The organism is Pseudotabrizicola sediminis, assembly GCF_004745575.1.
GTDB classification, from domain to species: domain Bacteria; phylum Pseudomonadota; class Alphaproteobacteria; order Rhodobacterales; family Rhodobacteraceae; genus Pseudotabrizicola; species Pseudotabrizicola sediminis.
On sequence record NZ_RPEM01000001.1, the window covers coordinates 289535 to 304724 of the forward strand.

The 15190-nt window shown below is 63.4% G+C and carries 13 protein-coding genes; 9 read left to right on the top strand and 4 right to left on the bottom strand.

Features of this window, described 5'->3' with window-relative positions:
* Positions 1 to 14 precede the first annotated feature (14 nt).
* From EEB11_RS01310 to EEB11_RS01325, 4 genes are all read left to right on the top strand, one after another.
* Positions 15 to 1646, top strand: a complete 1632-nt coding sequence (locus tag EEB11_RS01310) for an ABC transporter substrate-binding protein (RefSeq protein WP_210134353.1) — start codon at positions 15 to 17, stop codon at positions 1644 to 1646.
* A 101-nt stretch (positions 1647 to 1747) separates the two neighbouring features.
* The gene (locus EEB11_RS01315; RefSeq protein WP_135428609.1) at positions 1748 to 2833 is read left to right on the top strand and encodes an ABC transporter permease; all 1086 of its coding nucleotides are present in this window, start codon (positions 1748 to 1750) and stop codon (positions 2831 to 2833) included.
* Between the two features lie 11 nt (positions 2834 to 2844).
* The gene (locus tag EEB11_RS01320; protein ID WP_135428610.1) at positions 2845 to 3996 is read left to right on the top strand and encodes an ABC transporter permease; all 1152 of its coding nucleotides are present in this window, start codon (positions 2845 to 2847) and stop codon (positions 3994 to 3996) included.
* 76 nt (positions 3997 to 4072) lie between these two features.
* Entirely contained in the window at positions 4073 to 6154 is a 2082-nt protein-coding gene (locus EEB11_RS01325) for a dipeptide ABC transporter ATP-binding protein (protein WP_135428611.1), read from the top strand.
* 86 nt (positions 6155 to 6240) lie between these two features.
* On the opposite strand, the gene EEB11_RS01330 is transcribed toward EEB11_RS01325, so the two are convergent.
* Genes EEB11_RS01330 through yajC form a run of 4 tightly spaced genes read right to left on the bottom strand, consistent with a single transcriptional unit; the run spans position 6241 to position 9602 of the window.
* A complete protein-coding gene (locus tag EEB11_RS01330; protein WP_135428612.1) occupies positions 6241 to 6609 on the bottom strand; it encodes an Mth938-like domain-containing protein in 369 nt (122 codons plus the stop codon).
* A gap of 4 nt (positions 6610 to 6613) precedes the next feature.
* The gene (secF, locus tag EEB11_RS01335) at positions 6614 to 7585 is read right to left on the bottom strand and encodes a protein translocase subunit SecF (protein ID WP_135428613.1); all 972 of its coding nucleotides are present in this window, start codon (positions 7583 to 7585) and stop codon (positions 6614 to 6616) included.
* An 11-nt stretch (positions 7586 to 7596) separates the two neighbouring features.
* Entirely contained in the window at positions 7597 to 9264 is a 1668-nt protein-coding gene (secD, locus tag EEB11_RS01340; RefSeq protein ID WP_135428614.1) for a protein translocase subunit SecD, read from the bottom strand.
* A gap of 14 nt (positions 9265 to 9278) precedes the next feature.
* Positions 9279 to 9602 carry a preprotein translocase subunit YajC gene (gene yajC / locus EEB11_RS01345; RefSeq protein ID WP_118155198.1) on the bottom strand — a complete coding sequence of 108 codons (324 nt, stop codon included), beginning with the start codon at positions 9600 to 9602 and terminating at the stop codon, positions 9279 to 9281.
* A 221-nt stretch (positions 9603 to 9823) separates the two neighbouring features.
* Here yajC and serS point away from each other — a divergent pair, with 221 nt between their 5' ends.
* From serS to EEB11_RS01370, 5 genes are all read left to right on the top strand, one after another.
* The gene (gene serS, locus EEB11_RS01350) at positions 9824 to 11128 is read left to right on the top strand and encodes a serine--tRNA ligase (RefSeq protein WP_135428615.1); all 1305 of its coding nucleotides are present in this window, start codon (positions 9824 to 9826) and stop codon (positions 11126 to 11128) included.
* 52 nt (positions 11129 to 11180) lie between these two features.
* Complete coding sequence (locus tag EEB11_RS01355) at positions 11181 to 11897, top strand: TspO-related membrane protein (protein WP_210134354.1); 717 nt, start codon at positions 11181 to 11183, stop codon at positions 11895 to 11897.
* A 104-nt stretch (positions 11898 to 12001) separates the two neighbouring features.
* Positions 12002 to 13849: an ABC-F family ATP-binding cassette domain-containing protein gene (locus tag EEB11_RS01360; RefSeq protein WP_135428616.1), complete on the top strand. Its 1848-nt coding sequence runs from the start codon at positions 12002 to 12004 to the stop codon at positions 13847 to 13849.
* Positions 13850 to 13926: 77 nt separating this feature from the next.
* On the top strand, positions 13927 to 14541 hold the full coding sequence (locus EEB11_RS01365) for a MarC family protein (protein WP_135428617.1): 615 nt from the start codon (positions 13927 to 13929) through the stop codon (positions 14539 to 14541).
* A 66-nt stretch (positions 14542 to 14607) separates the two neighbouring features.
* Entirely contained in the window at positions 14608 to 15183 is a 576-nt protein-coding gene (locus EEB11_RS01370) for a retropepsin-like aspartic protease family protein (RefSeq protein WP_135428618.1), read from the top strand.
* Positions 15184 to 15190 lie beyond the last annotated feature (7 nt).

Genomic DNA, 15190 nt, shown 5'->3' on the forward strand with positions numbered 1-15190 from the left:
CAGGGAGACATATGATGACGATCAAGACCGAGATGCTGCATCCGGCCGCGACCATGCTTGCCAGCGAAGTGCGCGCCGGCACCCTCAGCCGCCGCGAATTCATGACCCGCACCACCGCTCTGGGCGTCACCGCGACCGCCGCCTATGCCCTGCTGGGGCTTGATGCCCCGGCACGGGCGCAGGCCGCTGCAACCGGCGGCACCCTGCGCGTCGGAATGGAGGTAAAGGCCCAGAAAGACCCGCGCACCGCCGACTGGCCGCATATCTCCAACGTCTATCGTGGCTGGCTGGAATATCTGGTGCAGTACAACCCCGATGGCACCTTCGAGGGCCGCCTGCTTGAATCGTGGGAGGCGAACGAAGACGCCACCCAATACACGCTGCGCGTCCGCCCCGGTGTCACCTGGAACAACGGCGATGTGTTTACCGCCGATGATGTGGTGCGCATGTTCACCCGCTGGACCGATGCCTCGGTCGAAGGCAATGCCATGGCCTCGCGCTTCCTCGGTCTGGTCGATGACAACACCAAGGCCCTGCGCGATGGCGCCGTGGTCAAGATCGACGACATGACGGTACAACTGGTGATGTCGATGTCGGATGTGGCGGTTATCGCCAACCTGTCCGACTATCCGGCGGCGGTGGTGCATTCGTCCTACGTCGATGGGTCTGACCCCTCGGCCAACCCGATCGGCACCGGACCTTACCTGCCGACCGAAGTGGCCGTGGGCCAGCGCGCCATCCTGACCCGCAATGAAGGCCACAACTGGTGGGGCGGCACCGCGCCGCTGGACGCGATCCACTACATCGACTTCGGCACCGACCCCGCCGCCATGGTGGCGCTTGCCGGTTCGGACGAGATCGACTGCAACTACGAATCCACCGGCGAATTCATCGACGTGCTGGACAGCATTGGCTGGAAAAAGCTGGAAGCCGTCACCGCATCGACCATCGTGATGCGGATGAACTCGGCCAATGGCGATCTTTACAAGGACAAGGCCGTGCGTCAGGCCATCCAGAAAGCCGTCGATCCGGCGGTTATTCTGGAACTGGGCTACAACGGGCTTGGCACCACGGCAGAAAACCACCACGCCTGCCCGGTTCACCCGGAATATGCAGAAATCCCGGCACAGACCATCGACCCTGCCGGCCTGCGCCCGGCGCTGGAAGCCGCCGGCATGGCCGACACCGAATTCGAGCTGATCTCGCTTGATGATGGCTGGGAAGCGGCCTCGACCGATGCCGTGGCAGCCCAACTGCGGGATGCGGGTGCCAATATCAAGCGCACGGTGATGCCGGGGTCGACCTTCTGGAACGACTGGCAGAAATACCCGTTCTCGTCGACCACCTGGAACCACCGCCCGCTGGCGGTGCAGAACATGGCGCTGGCCTATACCTCCACCGGCTCGTGGAACGAGACCGGCATGGCCAACCCCGAGTTTGACGCCGCCATGGCGCAGGCCCTATCGCTGGCCGATGCCGATGCCCGGCGCGAAGTGTCGGCAACGCTGCAAACCATCCTGCAGGACGAAGGCTATATCATCCAGCCGTTCTGGCGCTCGCTCTACCGCCACGCGCGCGACGGGGTGAATATCGACATGCATCCGTCGTTCGAGCATCACCATTACAAGTGGTCGCTGGACGCCTGATCCTGCCCCTGGGGATCGCGGCTTGCCTGCCGCGATCCCCAGCCCGCTAAGCCAGTCCTCCCGTCACCCTTTGCTGTCCCCTGCAAGGGAAGGATAAAGCCATGCTGCCGTTTCTGTTGCGCCGGGTCGGCGTGATGATCCTGACTGCGCTGACGCTCAGTTTCGTCGTGTTTTCCCTGACCAACCTTGCCCCCAATCTGGAAAAGCTGGCCCGCACCGAAGGTTCGGTCCGCATGTCGGATGAGGCGGTGGACTCGTGGATCATCAACAACGGCCATGGCGGGCTGATGATCACCCGCTACGGCCAATGGCTCGGCGTCGTGCCCGGCTGGACCCGAACCGATGACAAGGGGGTGACGCGCGGCCGCTGCATTCAGGGCGCGGTCACCGCCGAGGACGCCCCCCGCTTTTGCGGCATCCTGCAGGGCGACTGGGGCACCTCGACCGTGTTCCGCGAGCCGGTGGCCAAGACCGTCACCGACAAGCTGGCCTCCACCGGCTGGCTGATGCTCTGGGTGATGCTGGTGATGGTGCCGGTCTCGCTGATCATCGGCGTGATGTCGGGCATGCGCGAAGGCAGCCGCACCGACCGGGTGCTGTCCACCTTTGCCATCGCCACCACCGCCACGCCGGAATATGTCTCGGGCGTGATCCTTGTGGTGATCTTTGCTTCGGCCACCACCGGGATTTCGCCCATCCTTGCCGAATGGGGCTGGATCAGCGGGCGCACGCTGTTTCTGGGCACCGCCACATCCGCCATCGACCAGATCACCTTCTGGAACTTTGCCCTGCCGGTGATGACCATCGCGCTCTACGGCATCGGCTATATCGCCCGGATGACGCGGGCCTCGATGACCGAGGTGATGACGCAGCAATACATCCGCACCGCGCGGCTGAAAGGCGTGGCCTTCCATCAGGTGATCGTGAAACACGCCCTGCGCAACGCACTGATCGCGCCTTTCACGGTGATCATGCTGCAGTTCCCCTGGCTGCTGAACGGCGTGGTGATTGTGGAGACGCTGTTCAACTACAAGGGCTTCGGTTGGACATTGGTGCAGGCCGCCGGCAACAACGACATCCAGCTGCTGCTGGCCTGTTCGGTGGTGGCGGTCTTTGTCGTGCTGGTCACGCAGCTGATTTCTGACGTCGGCTATGTCTTCCTGAACCCCCGCATCCGGCTGAGCTGAGGAATACGCGTATGGAACCCCTCTCGTGGCCGATGATCTTTGCCAAGATGGCCGTGCAGTTCTGGCCGGTCTGGGCCGCACTGGTCGCGACCGTCGTCCTGTCGCTGCAGTTCCGCCGCCGCCTGGGGCTTTACGGCAAGCTGTTTGACTCTACGGTCGGGATGACCGGCTTTGTCATCGTGATGTTCTGGGTGTTCACGGCAATCTTTGCCGACATGATCATCACCTATGATCCCATCGCCCAGTTGTCAGGCCTGAAAAACGCCCTGCCCGGCACGCCGGTCGAGGGCACGGGCCAATGGTATCTGCTGGGCGGCGACCATCTGGCGCGCGATGTGTTTTCCCGCGTGGTGATGGGCGCGCGCCGGGTGCTGACCATTGCGCCTGCCGCCACCGTCATCGCCTTCATGGTCGGCATCACCCTTGGCCTGCCCGCCGGATACTTCGGCGGCAGGCTTGATACAGGCCTCAGCTTCATCGCCAATCTGGTGCTGGCCTTCCCGGTCATCTTGCTGTTCTACCTGCTGGTCACGCCGGAAATCCGCTCCACCGGGGTGCCGATCGCGCTGGCCGCCGTGCTGTTCCTGTTCCCGGTGATCTTCGTCTCGGTCCTCCTGAACAGCCGTTTCTTCACCACGCCCGCCAAGCGCAACCTCTATGTCGGCGTCTCGCTGGCCATCGGCCTCTGGGCCTATTCCGGCCTTGCCTTCAACGCCGACCCCACCGGCATCTGGTCGATGGACCCCAACCTGCTGAACGTCTTCGTCTCGGTGGTCTTCGTCAACGCGCCAACGGTGTTCCGCATCGTGCGGGGCATCGTGATGGACCTCAAATCCCGCGACTACGTCGCCGCCGGGCAAACGCGCGGCGAGGGTGCCTGGTACATCATGCTGTGGGAGATCCTGCCCAACGCGCGCGGGCCGCTGATCGTCGATTTCTGCCTGCGCATTGGCTACACCACCATCCTGCTAGGCACGCTGGGCTTCTTCGGCCTTGGCGTCTCGCCCGAATCCCCCGACTGGGGCAGCACCATCGACGATGGCCGCCGCCTGCTTTCCATCTACCCCCACCCCGCCGTCGTGCCTGCGCTTGCCCTGATGAGCCTTGTCCTCGGCCTCAACCTCCTCGCCGACGGGCTGCGTGAAGAATCGATGCGCGACTAACACTTTTCAGTCCGAAAATACCCCGGGGGCCCGGGGGCTGGCCCCCGGCTCCACTCCCTCCCAAAGGAACTGCCACATGACCGACTGGGACCCCTCAAAACCCATCCTGGAAATCGAGAACCTCTCGATCAGCTTCTTCACGCGGGCCCGCGAGATCCCGGCGGTGATGGATTTTTCCTGCACCGTGATGCCGGGCGAATCCATGGGGCTGGTGGGCGAATCGGGATGTGGCAAATCCACCGTGGCCCTCGCTGTCATGCGCGACCTTGGCAAGAACGGGCGCATCGTTTCGGGCTCTATCCGCTTCAAGGGCCGCGACCTGACCCATATGACCGAAGAAGAGCTGCGCCACATCCGCGGCTCGGAAATCGCGATGATCTATCAAGAACCGATGGCCAGCCTGAACCCCGCCATGCGGGTGGGGGACCAACTGGCCGAGGTGCCGATGATCCATCAGGGCATGAACCGCGCCGATGCCCTGAAACTTGCCCGCCAGATCATCGCCGATGTGCGCCTGCCCGACCCTGACCGCATCTTACGCGCCTATCCGCATCAGTTGTCGGGCGGCCAGCAGCAGCGCATCGTGATTGCCATGGCGCTGATGGCCAAGCCTGCCCTGCTCATTCTGGATGAACCCACCACCGCGCTGGATGTGACGGTAGAGGCGGGGATCGTCGATCTGGTCAAGGATCTGGGCACCAAATACGGCACCTCGATGCTGTTCATCAGCCACAACCTTGGCCTGATCCTCGATGTCTGCGACCGGCTGTGTGTGATGTATTCCGGCGAGGCGGTGGAAACTGGCAATGTCATCGAAGTCTTTGACAAGATGCGCCACCCCTATACGCAGGCGCTGTTCCGTTCCATCCCGCTGCCGGGGGCCGACAAGAATTCCAGCCCGCTGATCGCCATTCCCGGCAACTTCCCCCTGCCGCATGAACGCCCCAAGGGGTGCAACTTCGGCCCGCGCTGCGATTACTTCCGCGATGGTCTGTGCAACGCGGGCGACATTCCGATGGCCCCGGTGCCCGACCACGACCGCCACGCCACCCGTTGCCTGCGCTGGAAAGACATCGACTGGGATGCCCCGCCCAAGGTCGGCAAGGTCACCGAAAAACTGCCGCGCGGGCGGCTGGTCCTGAAGATGGAGGATCTGAAGAAATACTATGCGGTGTCAGCCGGGGCCTTTGGCGGCGGCGCGGAAAAGGTGGTGAAAGCCAACGAATCGCTGTCGTTCGAGGCGCATGAAAATGAAACCCTTGCCATCGTCGGCGAATCCGGTTGCGGCAAATCCACCTTTGCCAAGGTGCTGATGGGGCTGGAAACCGCGACCAGCGGCTCGATCATGCTGTTTGACGAAAACGTGCAGGACACGCCGATCCAGGCGCGCAACACAGATACGGTGTCCAAACTGCAGATGGTGTTCCAGAACCCGTTCGACACGCTGAACCCCAGCATGACCGTGGGCCGCCAGATCATCCGCGCGCTGGAGATTTTTCAGAAGGGCACGTCTGACGCCGACCGTTCCGACATGATGCTCAATCTGCTGGATATGGTCAAACTGCCCCGCGCCTTTGCCGAACGGATGCCGCGCCAGTTGTCGGGCGGGCAAAAGCAGCGCGTCGGCATCGCACGGGCCTTTGCCGGTGGTGCCAAGGTAGTGGTGGCGGATGAGCCGGTGAGCGCGCTAGACGTGTCGGTTCAGGCCGCCGTGACCGACCTTTTGATGGACATCCAGCGCGAGAACCACACCACGCTGCTGTTCATCAGCCATGATCTGTCGATCGTGCGCTACCTGTCTGACCGGGTGATGGTGATGTATCTGGGCCATGTGGTCGAACTTGGCACCACCGATCAGGTCTTTGCCCCACCCTACCACCCCTATACCGAGGCGCTGCTGTCGGCCGTGCCCATCGCTGACACGCGCGTGAAAAAACGCCGGATCGTGCTGGAAGGCGACATTCCAAGCGCGATGAATCCGCCCCCCGGCTGCCCGTTCCAGACCCGCTGCCGCTGGAAACCCAAGGTTCCCGGCAACCTGTGCGACACCGTGCTGCCCCCCGTGCAGGTGCTGGCAGGCGGGCATCAGATCAAGTGCCATCTGTCGCGCGAAGAGCTGGCAGGGATGGAGCCGGTGATCAGCATTGCCGCCGACTAAGCAGGTGGCCTACGGGCGATCGCGCCGCGCGGGCGTATGGCACCATGGTGCAATGGTGCAATGGTGCAATGGTGCAATGGGCAGGGTCAGCCCTTGACTGTCATCACCGGCAACAGGGCGGCGGCGATGCGGCGGCCTTCTGACAACAGCACATTATAGGTGCGGCACGCCGCGGGCGAATTCATCACTTCGACCCCGATGCCCGATGCCTCCAGCAGCGTGCGGAAGGCGGCGGGCGGATGCGCGATTTCCGCCCCGGTGCCGACGAACAGCACATCGATCCGGCCCGCCAGTGACAGAGGCGTTTCCGTATCGTCAAACCCGCCCCACAGCCCGGCATCCCAAGGCGTGATCAGGCAGGCGCCGCGCAGCACATGGCCATCGACGCGGAAAAAGCCGGGGCCGTAGCCGTCAATGGCCTTGGCCGTACCATAGCTGATTTCGGTTAGGCGCATGGCGTCACGCGTCGATATTGGCGTATTCGTCCGGCGTGCCCTTCTTGGGCTTGTCGGTTCGGTCCAGCCCAATCAACAGCACCAGATTCTTGGCTACATAGACGGAAGAATAGGTGCCAATCACGATGCCGAAGGTGATGGCAAAGACAAAGCCGCGGATCACATCGCCACCAAAGATCAGCATGGCAATCAGCGCAATCAGCGTTGTGCCCGTGGTCATCAGGGTGCGCGACAGGGTTTCATTCGCCGACAGGTTCATCACATCACGCAAAGGCATGGTCTTGAACTTGATCAGGTTTTCACGCAGCCGGTCAAAGATGACCACCGTGTCGTTGATTGAATAGCCCAGGATCGTCAGCAGTGCCGCCACAATGGCCAGATCGAACTTGATCTGGAACAGCGCAAACACCCCGATGGTGATGATGATGTCATGCACCAGCGCCGCCACAGCGCCCACCGCATATTGCCATTCAAAGCGCAGCCAGATGTAGACCAGAATCGCACCAGAGGCCCCCAGCACCGCCAGAATGGCGCTCAGGATCAGCTCTCCCGAAACCTTCGGCCCCACCGATTCCACCGATGGAAAGGTGATCGACGGATCAACGGTTTTCAGCGCGGCTTCCACGATCTGAATGGTTTCCGGCGTCACAGCCTCTGACCCGTCCTGTGCGGCGATGCGGACCTGGGCCACGAACTGGTCATCATCAAAGCTGGGGTCGAACACCTCGGTGATCGCCACATCGCCCAGTTCCAGCCCGGTCATCGCGGCCCGGTAGGCGGCCACATCAACCGGTTGGTTGCTTTCGGTGCGGATCGTGGTGCCGCCCTGAAAGTCGATGCCGAAGTTCAGCCCCATCACCGCCCACAACGCCACCGAAGCCGCCATCATCAGGGCAGATATCGCCAGCGTCAGGCGCTGATAGGCAAAGAAGTTGATGGTGGTGTGTTCGGGCGCAAGCCGCAGACGAAAAGCCATGATCTTCTCCCTTACACGATGATGGTCTTGGGCCGGCGCCAGCCGATCCAGATTTCGACCAGCACCCGCGTCACGAACAATGCGGTGAAAACCGAGGTGATGATCCCGATGCCCAGCGTGATGGCAAAGCCGCGCACCGGGCCGGAACCGACCGCAAACAGCACGGTTGCGGTGATGAAGGTGGTGATATTGGCGTCAATGATCGCCGACATCGCCTTTTCATACCCCAGCTGTACCGCGCGGCCCGGATTTTTCGCATTGCGCAATTCTTCGCGGATGCGCTCAAACACCAGCACATTGGCATCCACCGCCATGCCGATGGTCAGCACAATCCCGGCGATGCCGGGCAGCGTCAGCGTGCCGCCAATGGTCGACAGCGCGCCGAACAGCAGGGCGACGTTGATGCCAAGCGCCACAGTGGCAAAGGCTCCGAACAGGCCGTAGCTGGCGATCATGAAAAACACGACCGCGCCCATGGCGATCAGCGCCGCCGTCTTGCCCGCATCGATGCTGTCCTGCCCCAACTCGGGGCCGACGGTGCGTTCTTCAAGGAATGTCAGCTCGGCCGGCAAGGCCCCGGCGCGCAGCAGCACCGCCAGTTCCGTGCTTTCCTCTATACTGAACGATCCGGTGATGATGCCCGAGCCACCGGCGATATGGCTCTGGATCACGGGGGCAGAGATCACCTCGGAATCCAGAACGATGGCAAAGGGCGCACCGATATTGGCCGCCGTATAGTCGCCGAACTTGCGCGCGCCCTGCGGGTTGAAGCGGAAATTCACGGCGGGGCGATTGTTCTGGTCAAAGGCGGGCTGGGCATCGACCAGCTCTTCCCCGGTCACCACCGGGGTTTCCTCGACAATATAGAAGGTGCCCGACTCGTCCATTGACGGCAAGAGCAGGTTGCGCGCGCCGGGGCTGGCACCCGCATCGGAGGTGCGCCCGATCACCGGGTTGAAGGTCAGCTTGGCCGTGGTGCCGATCAGCGCCTTGAGTTCCGCCGCCGACCCGATGCCCGGCACCTGAATCAGAATGCGGTCAGACCCCTGCCGTTGGATCGTGGGTTCGCGCGTGCCCACCTCATCGACCCGGCGGCGCACGATCTCAAGGCTTTGCTGAATGGTGCGGTCGTCGGTGGCGCTGCGTTCGGCCTGCGACAGCTGGATCACAATTTCCAGCCCTTCGGCGCTTACGTCGATGTCGTTCTGGCCCACGCCGGTCAGGCTGACCACCGGGGTGGCCAGCGCACGCACCGACCCAAGCGCAGCCGCCATGCCCCCGGCTTCGGAAATAGCCACCCGCAGGGTGCCGTCGGGGCTGGGCAGGCGACGCACATTGCCCACCGCATCGCGCTGGTCGCGCAACGCGTCGCGCACTTCGGGCCACAGCGCATCCATCCGCGCGGTGTACACGTCTGCGACCTGCACCTCGGCCAACAGATGCGCGCCGCCGCGCAGATCGAGACCAAGGTTCACCAATGCTGATGGCAGGAAGTTCGGCCACAGGTCCAGATCGGCCTGCTGGTCCGGCGTGGCAGTGCCACCGGCGGCTTCCACCGCCGCCCGCGCGTCATTGTGACGCTCGATGTTACTGTAGTTCAGGTTGGGTGCAGCCGCGACGATACCCCATGCGCAAATGGCAAGAATGATCACACGCTTCCACAGCGGTATGGCGTTCATCGCTGGCTTCCCCTTCAGGCGGCGGCTGGTTCGGTCTTGTTCATGACCGACACGATCGTCGCCTTGACGATCTTGACCTTCACGTTGTCGGCGATTTCGACCACAATCGTGCCGTCCTCGTTCACATGGGTCACCTTGCCCACGATGCCGCCTTGGGTCAGCACCTGATCACCCCGGCGCAATGCCTCAACCAGCGCCTTGTGCTCTTTGAGTTTTTTCTGCTGCGGGCGGATCAGCAGGAAATACATGATCCCGAAAATCAGGATCAGCGGCACAAAGCTGGTGAAAGCAGCAGCGCCGCCACCGGCGGCCTGAGCAAAGGCGGGTGTTGCGAACATGGGCATCCTCATCACTGTCGGCGGGGAAAACCCCCGGATTTCATTGCCGCGCACCCTACATATCGGGACGCACGGGTGCAAGACGGGCCCGTCTGCGACCCTTGGCCTGCCATATATGCGGGGCGGGCGCGGATTGGTAGAGCCATGGGGCGCTTTTCGCACCCCCTTTTTCCGCGTGGCCAATTGGGGCATAAGCGCCGCAGACACAGCAAGAGGCCATCATGCACGACATCAAAGCCATCCGCGAAAACCCCGAAGCGTTCGACGCCGCACTGGCCCGCCGGGGATTGTCCGCGATGTCGTCCGAGATTCTGGCGCTGGATGCCGACCGCCGTGCCAAGATCGTGGCGGCGGAAACCGCGCAGGCCGAACAGAACCGTGCCTCCAAAGAAGTGGGGGCTGCCAAGGCCCGCGGCGATGACGCCGAGTTTGAGCGCCTGCGCGCATTGGTGGCACAGACCAAGGCCGACATCGCGCGATTGACCACCGAGGCGGGCGAGCAGGACGTTGCCCTGCGCGACCTTCTGATGGGCATTCCCAACCTGCCGCTGGCCGAAGTGCCCGATGGCAAGGATGAGGCGGATAACGTCGAGGTCCACCGCTGGGGCACCCCGCGCGCCTTTGACTTCCCGCCGCGCGAGCATTTCGACATCGCGGGCGTCAAACCCGGCATGGATTTTGAGACTGCCGCCAAACTGTCGGGCAGCCGCTTTGTGGTCCTGAAAGGCGCCGTGATCCGCGTCCACCGCGCTTTGGCGCAGTTCATGCTCGACACGCATATCGAAGAGCATGGCCTGCAGGAGATGTGGACGCCCGTTCTGGTGAAGGACGAGGCGATGTATGGCACCAACCAGCTGCCCAAATTCGCCGAAGACAGCTACCAGACCACCAACGGCTGGTGGCTGATCCCGACCTCCGAGGTCACCCTGACCAACACCGTTGCAGGCGACATTCTGGATGAAAGCGCCCTGCCCATCCGCATGACCGCCCATACCCAATGCTTCCGGTCCGAAGCGGGAAGCGCGGGCAAGGACACCTCCGGCATGCTGCGCCAGCACCAGTTCGAGAAGGTGGAGATGGTCACCATCTGCACCCCCGACACCCATCTGGCCGAGCAAGACCGGATGCGGGCTTGCGCCGAGGCCATTCTGGAGAAGCTGGAAATCCCCTACCGCACCGTGGTGCTGTGCACCGGCGACATGGGGTTCGGCGCGCAGCGCACGTTTGACCTTGAGGCATGGTTGCCCGGCCAGAACACCTACCGCGAGATTTCCTCTGTCTCCACCTGCGGCCAGTTTCAGGCCCGGCGGATGAACGCCCGCTTCCGCGCACCCAAAACTGAAACCGGGGGGGGCAAGCCGGATTTTGTGGCCACCCTCAACGGCTCTGGCCTTGCCGTGGGGCGCTGCCTGATTGCGGTGCTGGAAAACGGCCAACAGGCCGATGGCTCGGTCGATCTGCCCGGCGTGCTGCATCCCTATCTTGGCGGGCGTACAAGAATCACCGCAGACGGCGTGCTTGCGTGAAACGAAAGTCCCGACAGCGCGTTTGTCCCCTGACATCACAACAAGGCCAGCCATGACCCTTCGCGCCATCCTTCTGATCCTCGCCACGCTTGCCTTTGGCATCGCCCCCTTCGTCACGCCGCCCTTCACCGGCTATGACCCCAGCGATTTTCCAGTGCAGATCGCCGATCCTTCGGTGCAACCGGCGGGCTATGCGTTCTCGATCTGGTCGGTGATCTATCTGTGGCTGATTGCGCATGCCATTTATGGCTTCTGGAAACGGGCCCATAGTGCGGATTGGGATGAGGTGCGCATCCCCCTGCTCGCGTCGCTTTTGATCGGCACGGTCTGGCTGGCCATCGCCAACGCCTTCCCGCTGCTGGCAACTGTCGGCATCCTGTTCATGCTGGCGACAGCCATGGTCGCCTTCCTGCAGGCCGATGAATTCTATGACCGCTGGATGCTGTCGGCCCCACTGGCGATCTATGCGGGCTGGCTCTCGGCCGCCGCTGCCGTGTCGGTGGGTGTGGCTTTGGCGGGATATGGAATACTGGGTGACAGCGAAAGCGCGGTCGTGATGATCGCCATTGTCGTGGCAGTCGCCGGCATGGTGCAATGGCTGCGGCCCTGTATGCCGGTCTATGGAATCACCGTGGTCTGGGCGCTGATCGGTATCATCGTCAGCAATGCCGACACCAATCTGCTGGTGGCCACCACCGCCGCCTCTGCCGCCGCCGCCATGGCCGCGATCACCTTCTACGCATGGCACAAGCGCCGCATCGCGCTCTGACGCGTCGCCTCGTCGCCATCCCCTCGGGCACGATGCCCGCAAACCTGCGGCAAAGACTCCGCCGCCGCTTGACCTCCCACGCGCGCTAGGGCACTCCCCCTTTCATGTTACGCATCGAAGACATCACCTACAACGTCGAAGGCCGCCCCCTGTTTGAGGGGGCATCGGCCACCATTCCCACCGGCCACAAGGTTGGCCTTGTGGGCCGCAACGGCGCGGGCAAGACCACGCTGTTCCGCCTGATCAGGGGTGAGCTGGCGCTGGAGGGCGGCACCATCACCCTGCCCAACCGCGCCCGCATCGGCGGTGTCGCGCAAGAGGTGCCGTCGTCATCGACATCGCTGCTGGATACGGTGCTGGAGGCCGATACCGAGCGCAATGCCCTGCTGGCCGAGGCGGAAACCGCCAAAGACCCGCACCGCATCGCCGAAGTTCAGGCCCGCCTGTCCGACATCGACGCATGGTCAGCTGAGGGGCGCGCGGCCTCCATCCTCAAGGGCCTGGGTTTTGATGCCGAGGCGCAAAAGCGCCCCTGTTCCGATTTCTCGGGTGGCTGGCGCATGCGCGTGGCGCTTGCGGGGGTGCTGTTTGCCCAACCCGACTATCTGCTGCTGGACGAACCGACCAACTATCTGGATCTCGAAGGCGCGCTTTGGTTGGAGTCCTACCTTACCAAATACCCCCATACCGTGCTGATCATCAGCCACGACCGCGGCCTTCTGAACCGCGCCGTTACCGGCATCCTGCATCTGGATCAGAAAAAGCTGACCTATTGGTCCGGCCCCTATGACCAGTTTGCGCGTCAGGTGGCCGAACGCCGCGCCGTGCTGCAAGCCGAGGCGAAAAAGCAGGAAGCCCGCCGCGCCCATCTGCAATCCTTCGTCGACCGCTTCAAGGCCAAGGCGTCAAAGGCCGTGCAGGCACAAAGCCGCGTGAAGATGCTGGAAAAGATGGAGACCATCACCGCGCCCGAGGATGCCAAGAAAGTGGTCTTCACCTTCCCCGCGCCCGAGGAGTTGTCGCCCCCCATCATCAACATGGAAGGCGCCGCCGTGGGCTATGGCGGCCCGGCGGTCCTGAAAAACCTGTCCTTGCGCATCGATCAGGACGACCGCATCGCTCTGCTGGGCCGCAATGGCGAAGGCAAATCGACGCTGTCGAAACTGCTGGCCAGCAAGCTGGAAACCATGGCGGGCAAAATCACCCGGTCGACCAAGCTACGCATCGGCTATTTCGCCCAGCATCAGGTCGATGAGCTGTATATCGACGAAACCCCGCTGCAACACCTGCAACGCCAGCGCCCCGCTGAGGGGCAACCCCGCCTGCGTGCGCGCCTTGCAGGCTTTGGCCTGATGGCAGATCAGGCCGAAACGGTCGTAGGCCGTCTGTCGGGCGGGCAAAAGGCCCGCCTGTCGCTGCTGCTCGCCACACTCGACGCGCCGCACCTGTTGATCCTTGACGAGCCGACCAACCACCTTGATATCGAATCGCGCGAAGCGCTGGTCGAGGCGCTGACCGAATATTCAGGCGCCGTGATCCTTGTGTCCCACGACATGCACCTGCTGTCCCTCGTGGCCGACCGGCTCTGGCTGGTCAAAGGCGGCGCGGTGACCCCTTACACCGAAGATCTTGAAGCCTATCGCAAGATGCTGCTGGCCGGGGATGAGCCCGAAAAGCCCGCCGCAAAGGTGATAGAGAAGCCAAAGAAAGCCAGCCGCGACGAGGTGCTGTCCTTGCGCGCCGAGGTGCGCAAATGCGAAGAGCGTCTGACCAAGATCAACGACATGCGCGACAAACTTGCGAAAAAGCTGGCCGACCCCGAGCTCTATGAGGCCGCCCGCATCGGCGAGCTGGAAACCTGGAACAAGAAATACGCCGAAGTCATGAACGCGCTGGACAAGGCCGAAGCGCTCTGGCTCGCGGCGCAGGAAAAGCTGGAAAGCGCGGCCTGACCGCAGCCCTGCGATTTTTATCGCGAAACCGCCGCACACCGCTTTGCAAGCGCAGTGCGGGCGGCTAGCCTGCCCGCATGGAAACCGCCTTCCTCATCACCGCCTTTGCCACGCTGTTTGTGGTGATCGACCCGCCGGGTCTGGTGCCGCTGTTCATTGCACTGACACGCGGCATGACCGCCGACCAGCGCCGGGCCATGGCGCAGCGCGCCTGCCTGATCGCGGCGGCGCTCCTCACGCTGTTCGGGCTGGCGGGCGAGGCGATTCTGGGTTTCATCGGCATTTCCATGTCGGCCTTCCGCATCGCGGGCGGCATCCTGTTGTTCCTGACCGCGCTCGACATGCTGTTTGAACGCCGCACCACGCGGCGCGAAGGCCAGACCGTGGATGAAGATCATGATCCGTCGGTCTTCCCGCTTGCCACGCCGTTGATCGCGGGGCCCGGCGCGATTGCCTCGATCATCCTGCTGATCGGGCAAGGCGGCGGCGACTGGCCCGCTACATTTGCCGTACTCGGCCTGACCTGGGGGATGATCTTTGTGACCTTCCTGTTCCTCTTGGCCTCGCCCCCGCTGGAACGGATGCTGGGCCGCACCGGCACCATTGTCATCACCCGGCTGCTGGGCATGCTGCTGGCCGCCCTGTCGGTGCAATTCGTGATCGACGGGATCCGGCAAACCGGCCTGATCTGATCGCCCGCCGATTGCAGACCCGGCCCCGACGCCCTACCTTTCCCCCAAAGCAACAGGAGCCCGCGCATGGACGGCGACATGATCGCACGACTGGCCTATCTTGGCCTGCTGCTGGCAGCGATCGGCGGCTATATCATTGTAGAGTTTCGCGGCCGCATGGGTCAGGCCCTGCGTACCGCCGCCGCATGGGGCCTGATCGTGATCGGGCTGATGGCGGGCTATGGCCTGTGGCAGGACATGCGCACCGATATCCTGCCCCGGCAAGCGGTGGTTGAAGGCGGCGAGATCCGCCTGCCCCGCGCCGCCGATGGCCATTATTATCTGACGCTGAGCATCGGCGGCACGCCGGTGCCCTTCATGGTCGACACCGGTGCCAGCGACATGGTGCTCAGCCTGTCAGATGCCCGGCGGCTGGGGCTGGACCCGGCCACCCTCGCCTTCATCGGACAGGCCCGTACCGCCAACGGCATCGTGCGCACGGCGCGCGTCACCCTGACCGATGTGACCCTCGGCCCACACCGCGACGACCGGATCGGCGCGGTGGTGAACGAAGGCGATCTGGACATCTCTCTGCTCGGCATGGCCTATCTGGGCCGCTACTCTGTGGAGATCACCGGCGGCGAAATGATCCTGCGGCGCTGATCCTTCC

Excerpts from the sequence above, each read along its gene's own strand:
- EEB11_RS01325 (WP_135428611.1), top strand. The coding sequence starts at position 4,073 with ATGACCGACTGGGACCCCTCAAAACCCATCCTGGAAATCGAGAACCTC.
- EEB11_RS01365 (WP_135428617.1), top strand. The coding sequence starts at position 13,927 with ATGGAAACCGCCTTCCTCATCACCGCCTTTGCCACGCTGTTTGTGGTG.
- yajC (WP_118155198.1), bottom strand. The coding sequence starts at position 9,602 with ATGTTCGCAACACCCGCCTTTGCTCAGGCCGCCGGTGGCGGCGCTGCT.
- EEB11_RS01355 (WP_210134354.1), top strand. The coding sequence starts at position 11,181 with ATGACCCTTCGCGCCATCCTTCTGATCCTCGCCACGCTTGCCTTTGGC.
- EEB11_RS01370 (WP_135428618.1), top strand. The coding sequence starts at position 14,608 with ATGGACGGCGACATGATCGCACGACTGGCCTATCTTGGCCTGCTGCTG.
- EEB11_RS01320 (WP_135428610.1), top strand. The coding sequence starts at position 2,845 with ATGGAACCCCTCTCGTGGCCGATGATCTTTGCCAAGATGGCCGTGCAG.
- secF (WP_135428613.1), bottom strand. The coding sequence starts at position 7,585 with ATGGCTTTTCGTCTGCGGCTTGCGCCCGAACACACCACCATCAACTTC.
- EEB11_RS01315 (WP_135428609.1), top strand. The coding sequence starts at position 1,748 with ATGCTGCCGTTTCTGTTGCGCCGGGTCGGCGTGATGATCCTGACTGCG.
- serS (WP_135428615.1), top strand. The coding sequence starts at position 9,824 with ATGCACGACATCAAAGCCATCCGCGAAAACCCCGAAGCGTTCGACGCC.
- EEB11_RS01360 (WP_135428616.1), top strand. The coding sequence starts at position 12,002 with ATGTTACGCATCGAAGACATCACCTACAACGTCGAAGGCCGCCCCCTG.
- secD (WP_135428614.1), bottom strand. The coding sequence starts at position 9,264 with ATGAACGCCATACCGCTGTGGAAGCGTGTGATCATTCTTGCCATTTGC.
- EEB11_RS01310 (WP_210134353.1), top strand. The coding sequence starts at position 15 with ATGACGATCAAGACCGAGATGCTGCATCCGGCCGCGACCATGCTTGCC.
- EEB11_RS01330 (WP_135428612.1), bottom strand. The coding sequence starts at position 6,609 with ATGCGCCTAACCGAAATCAGCTATGGTACGGCCAAGGCCATTGACGGC.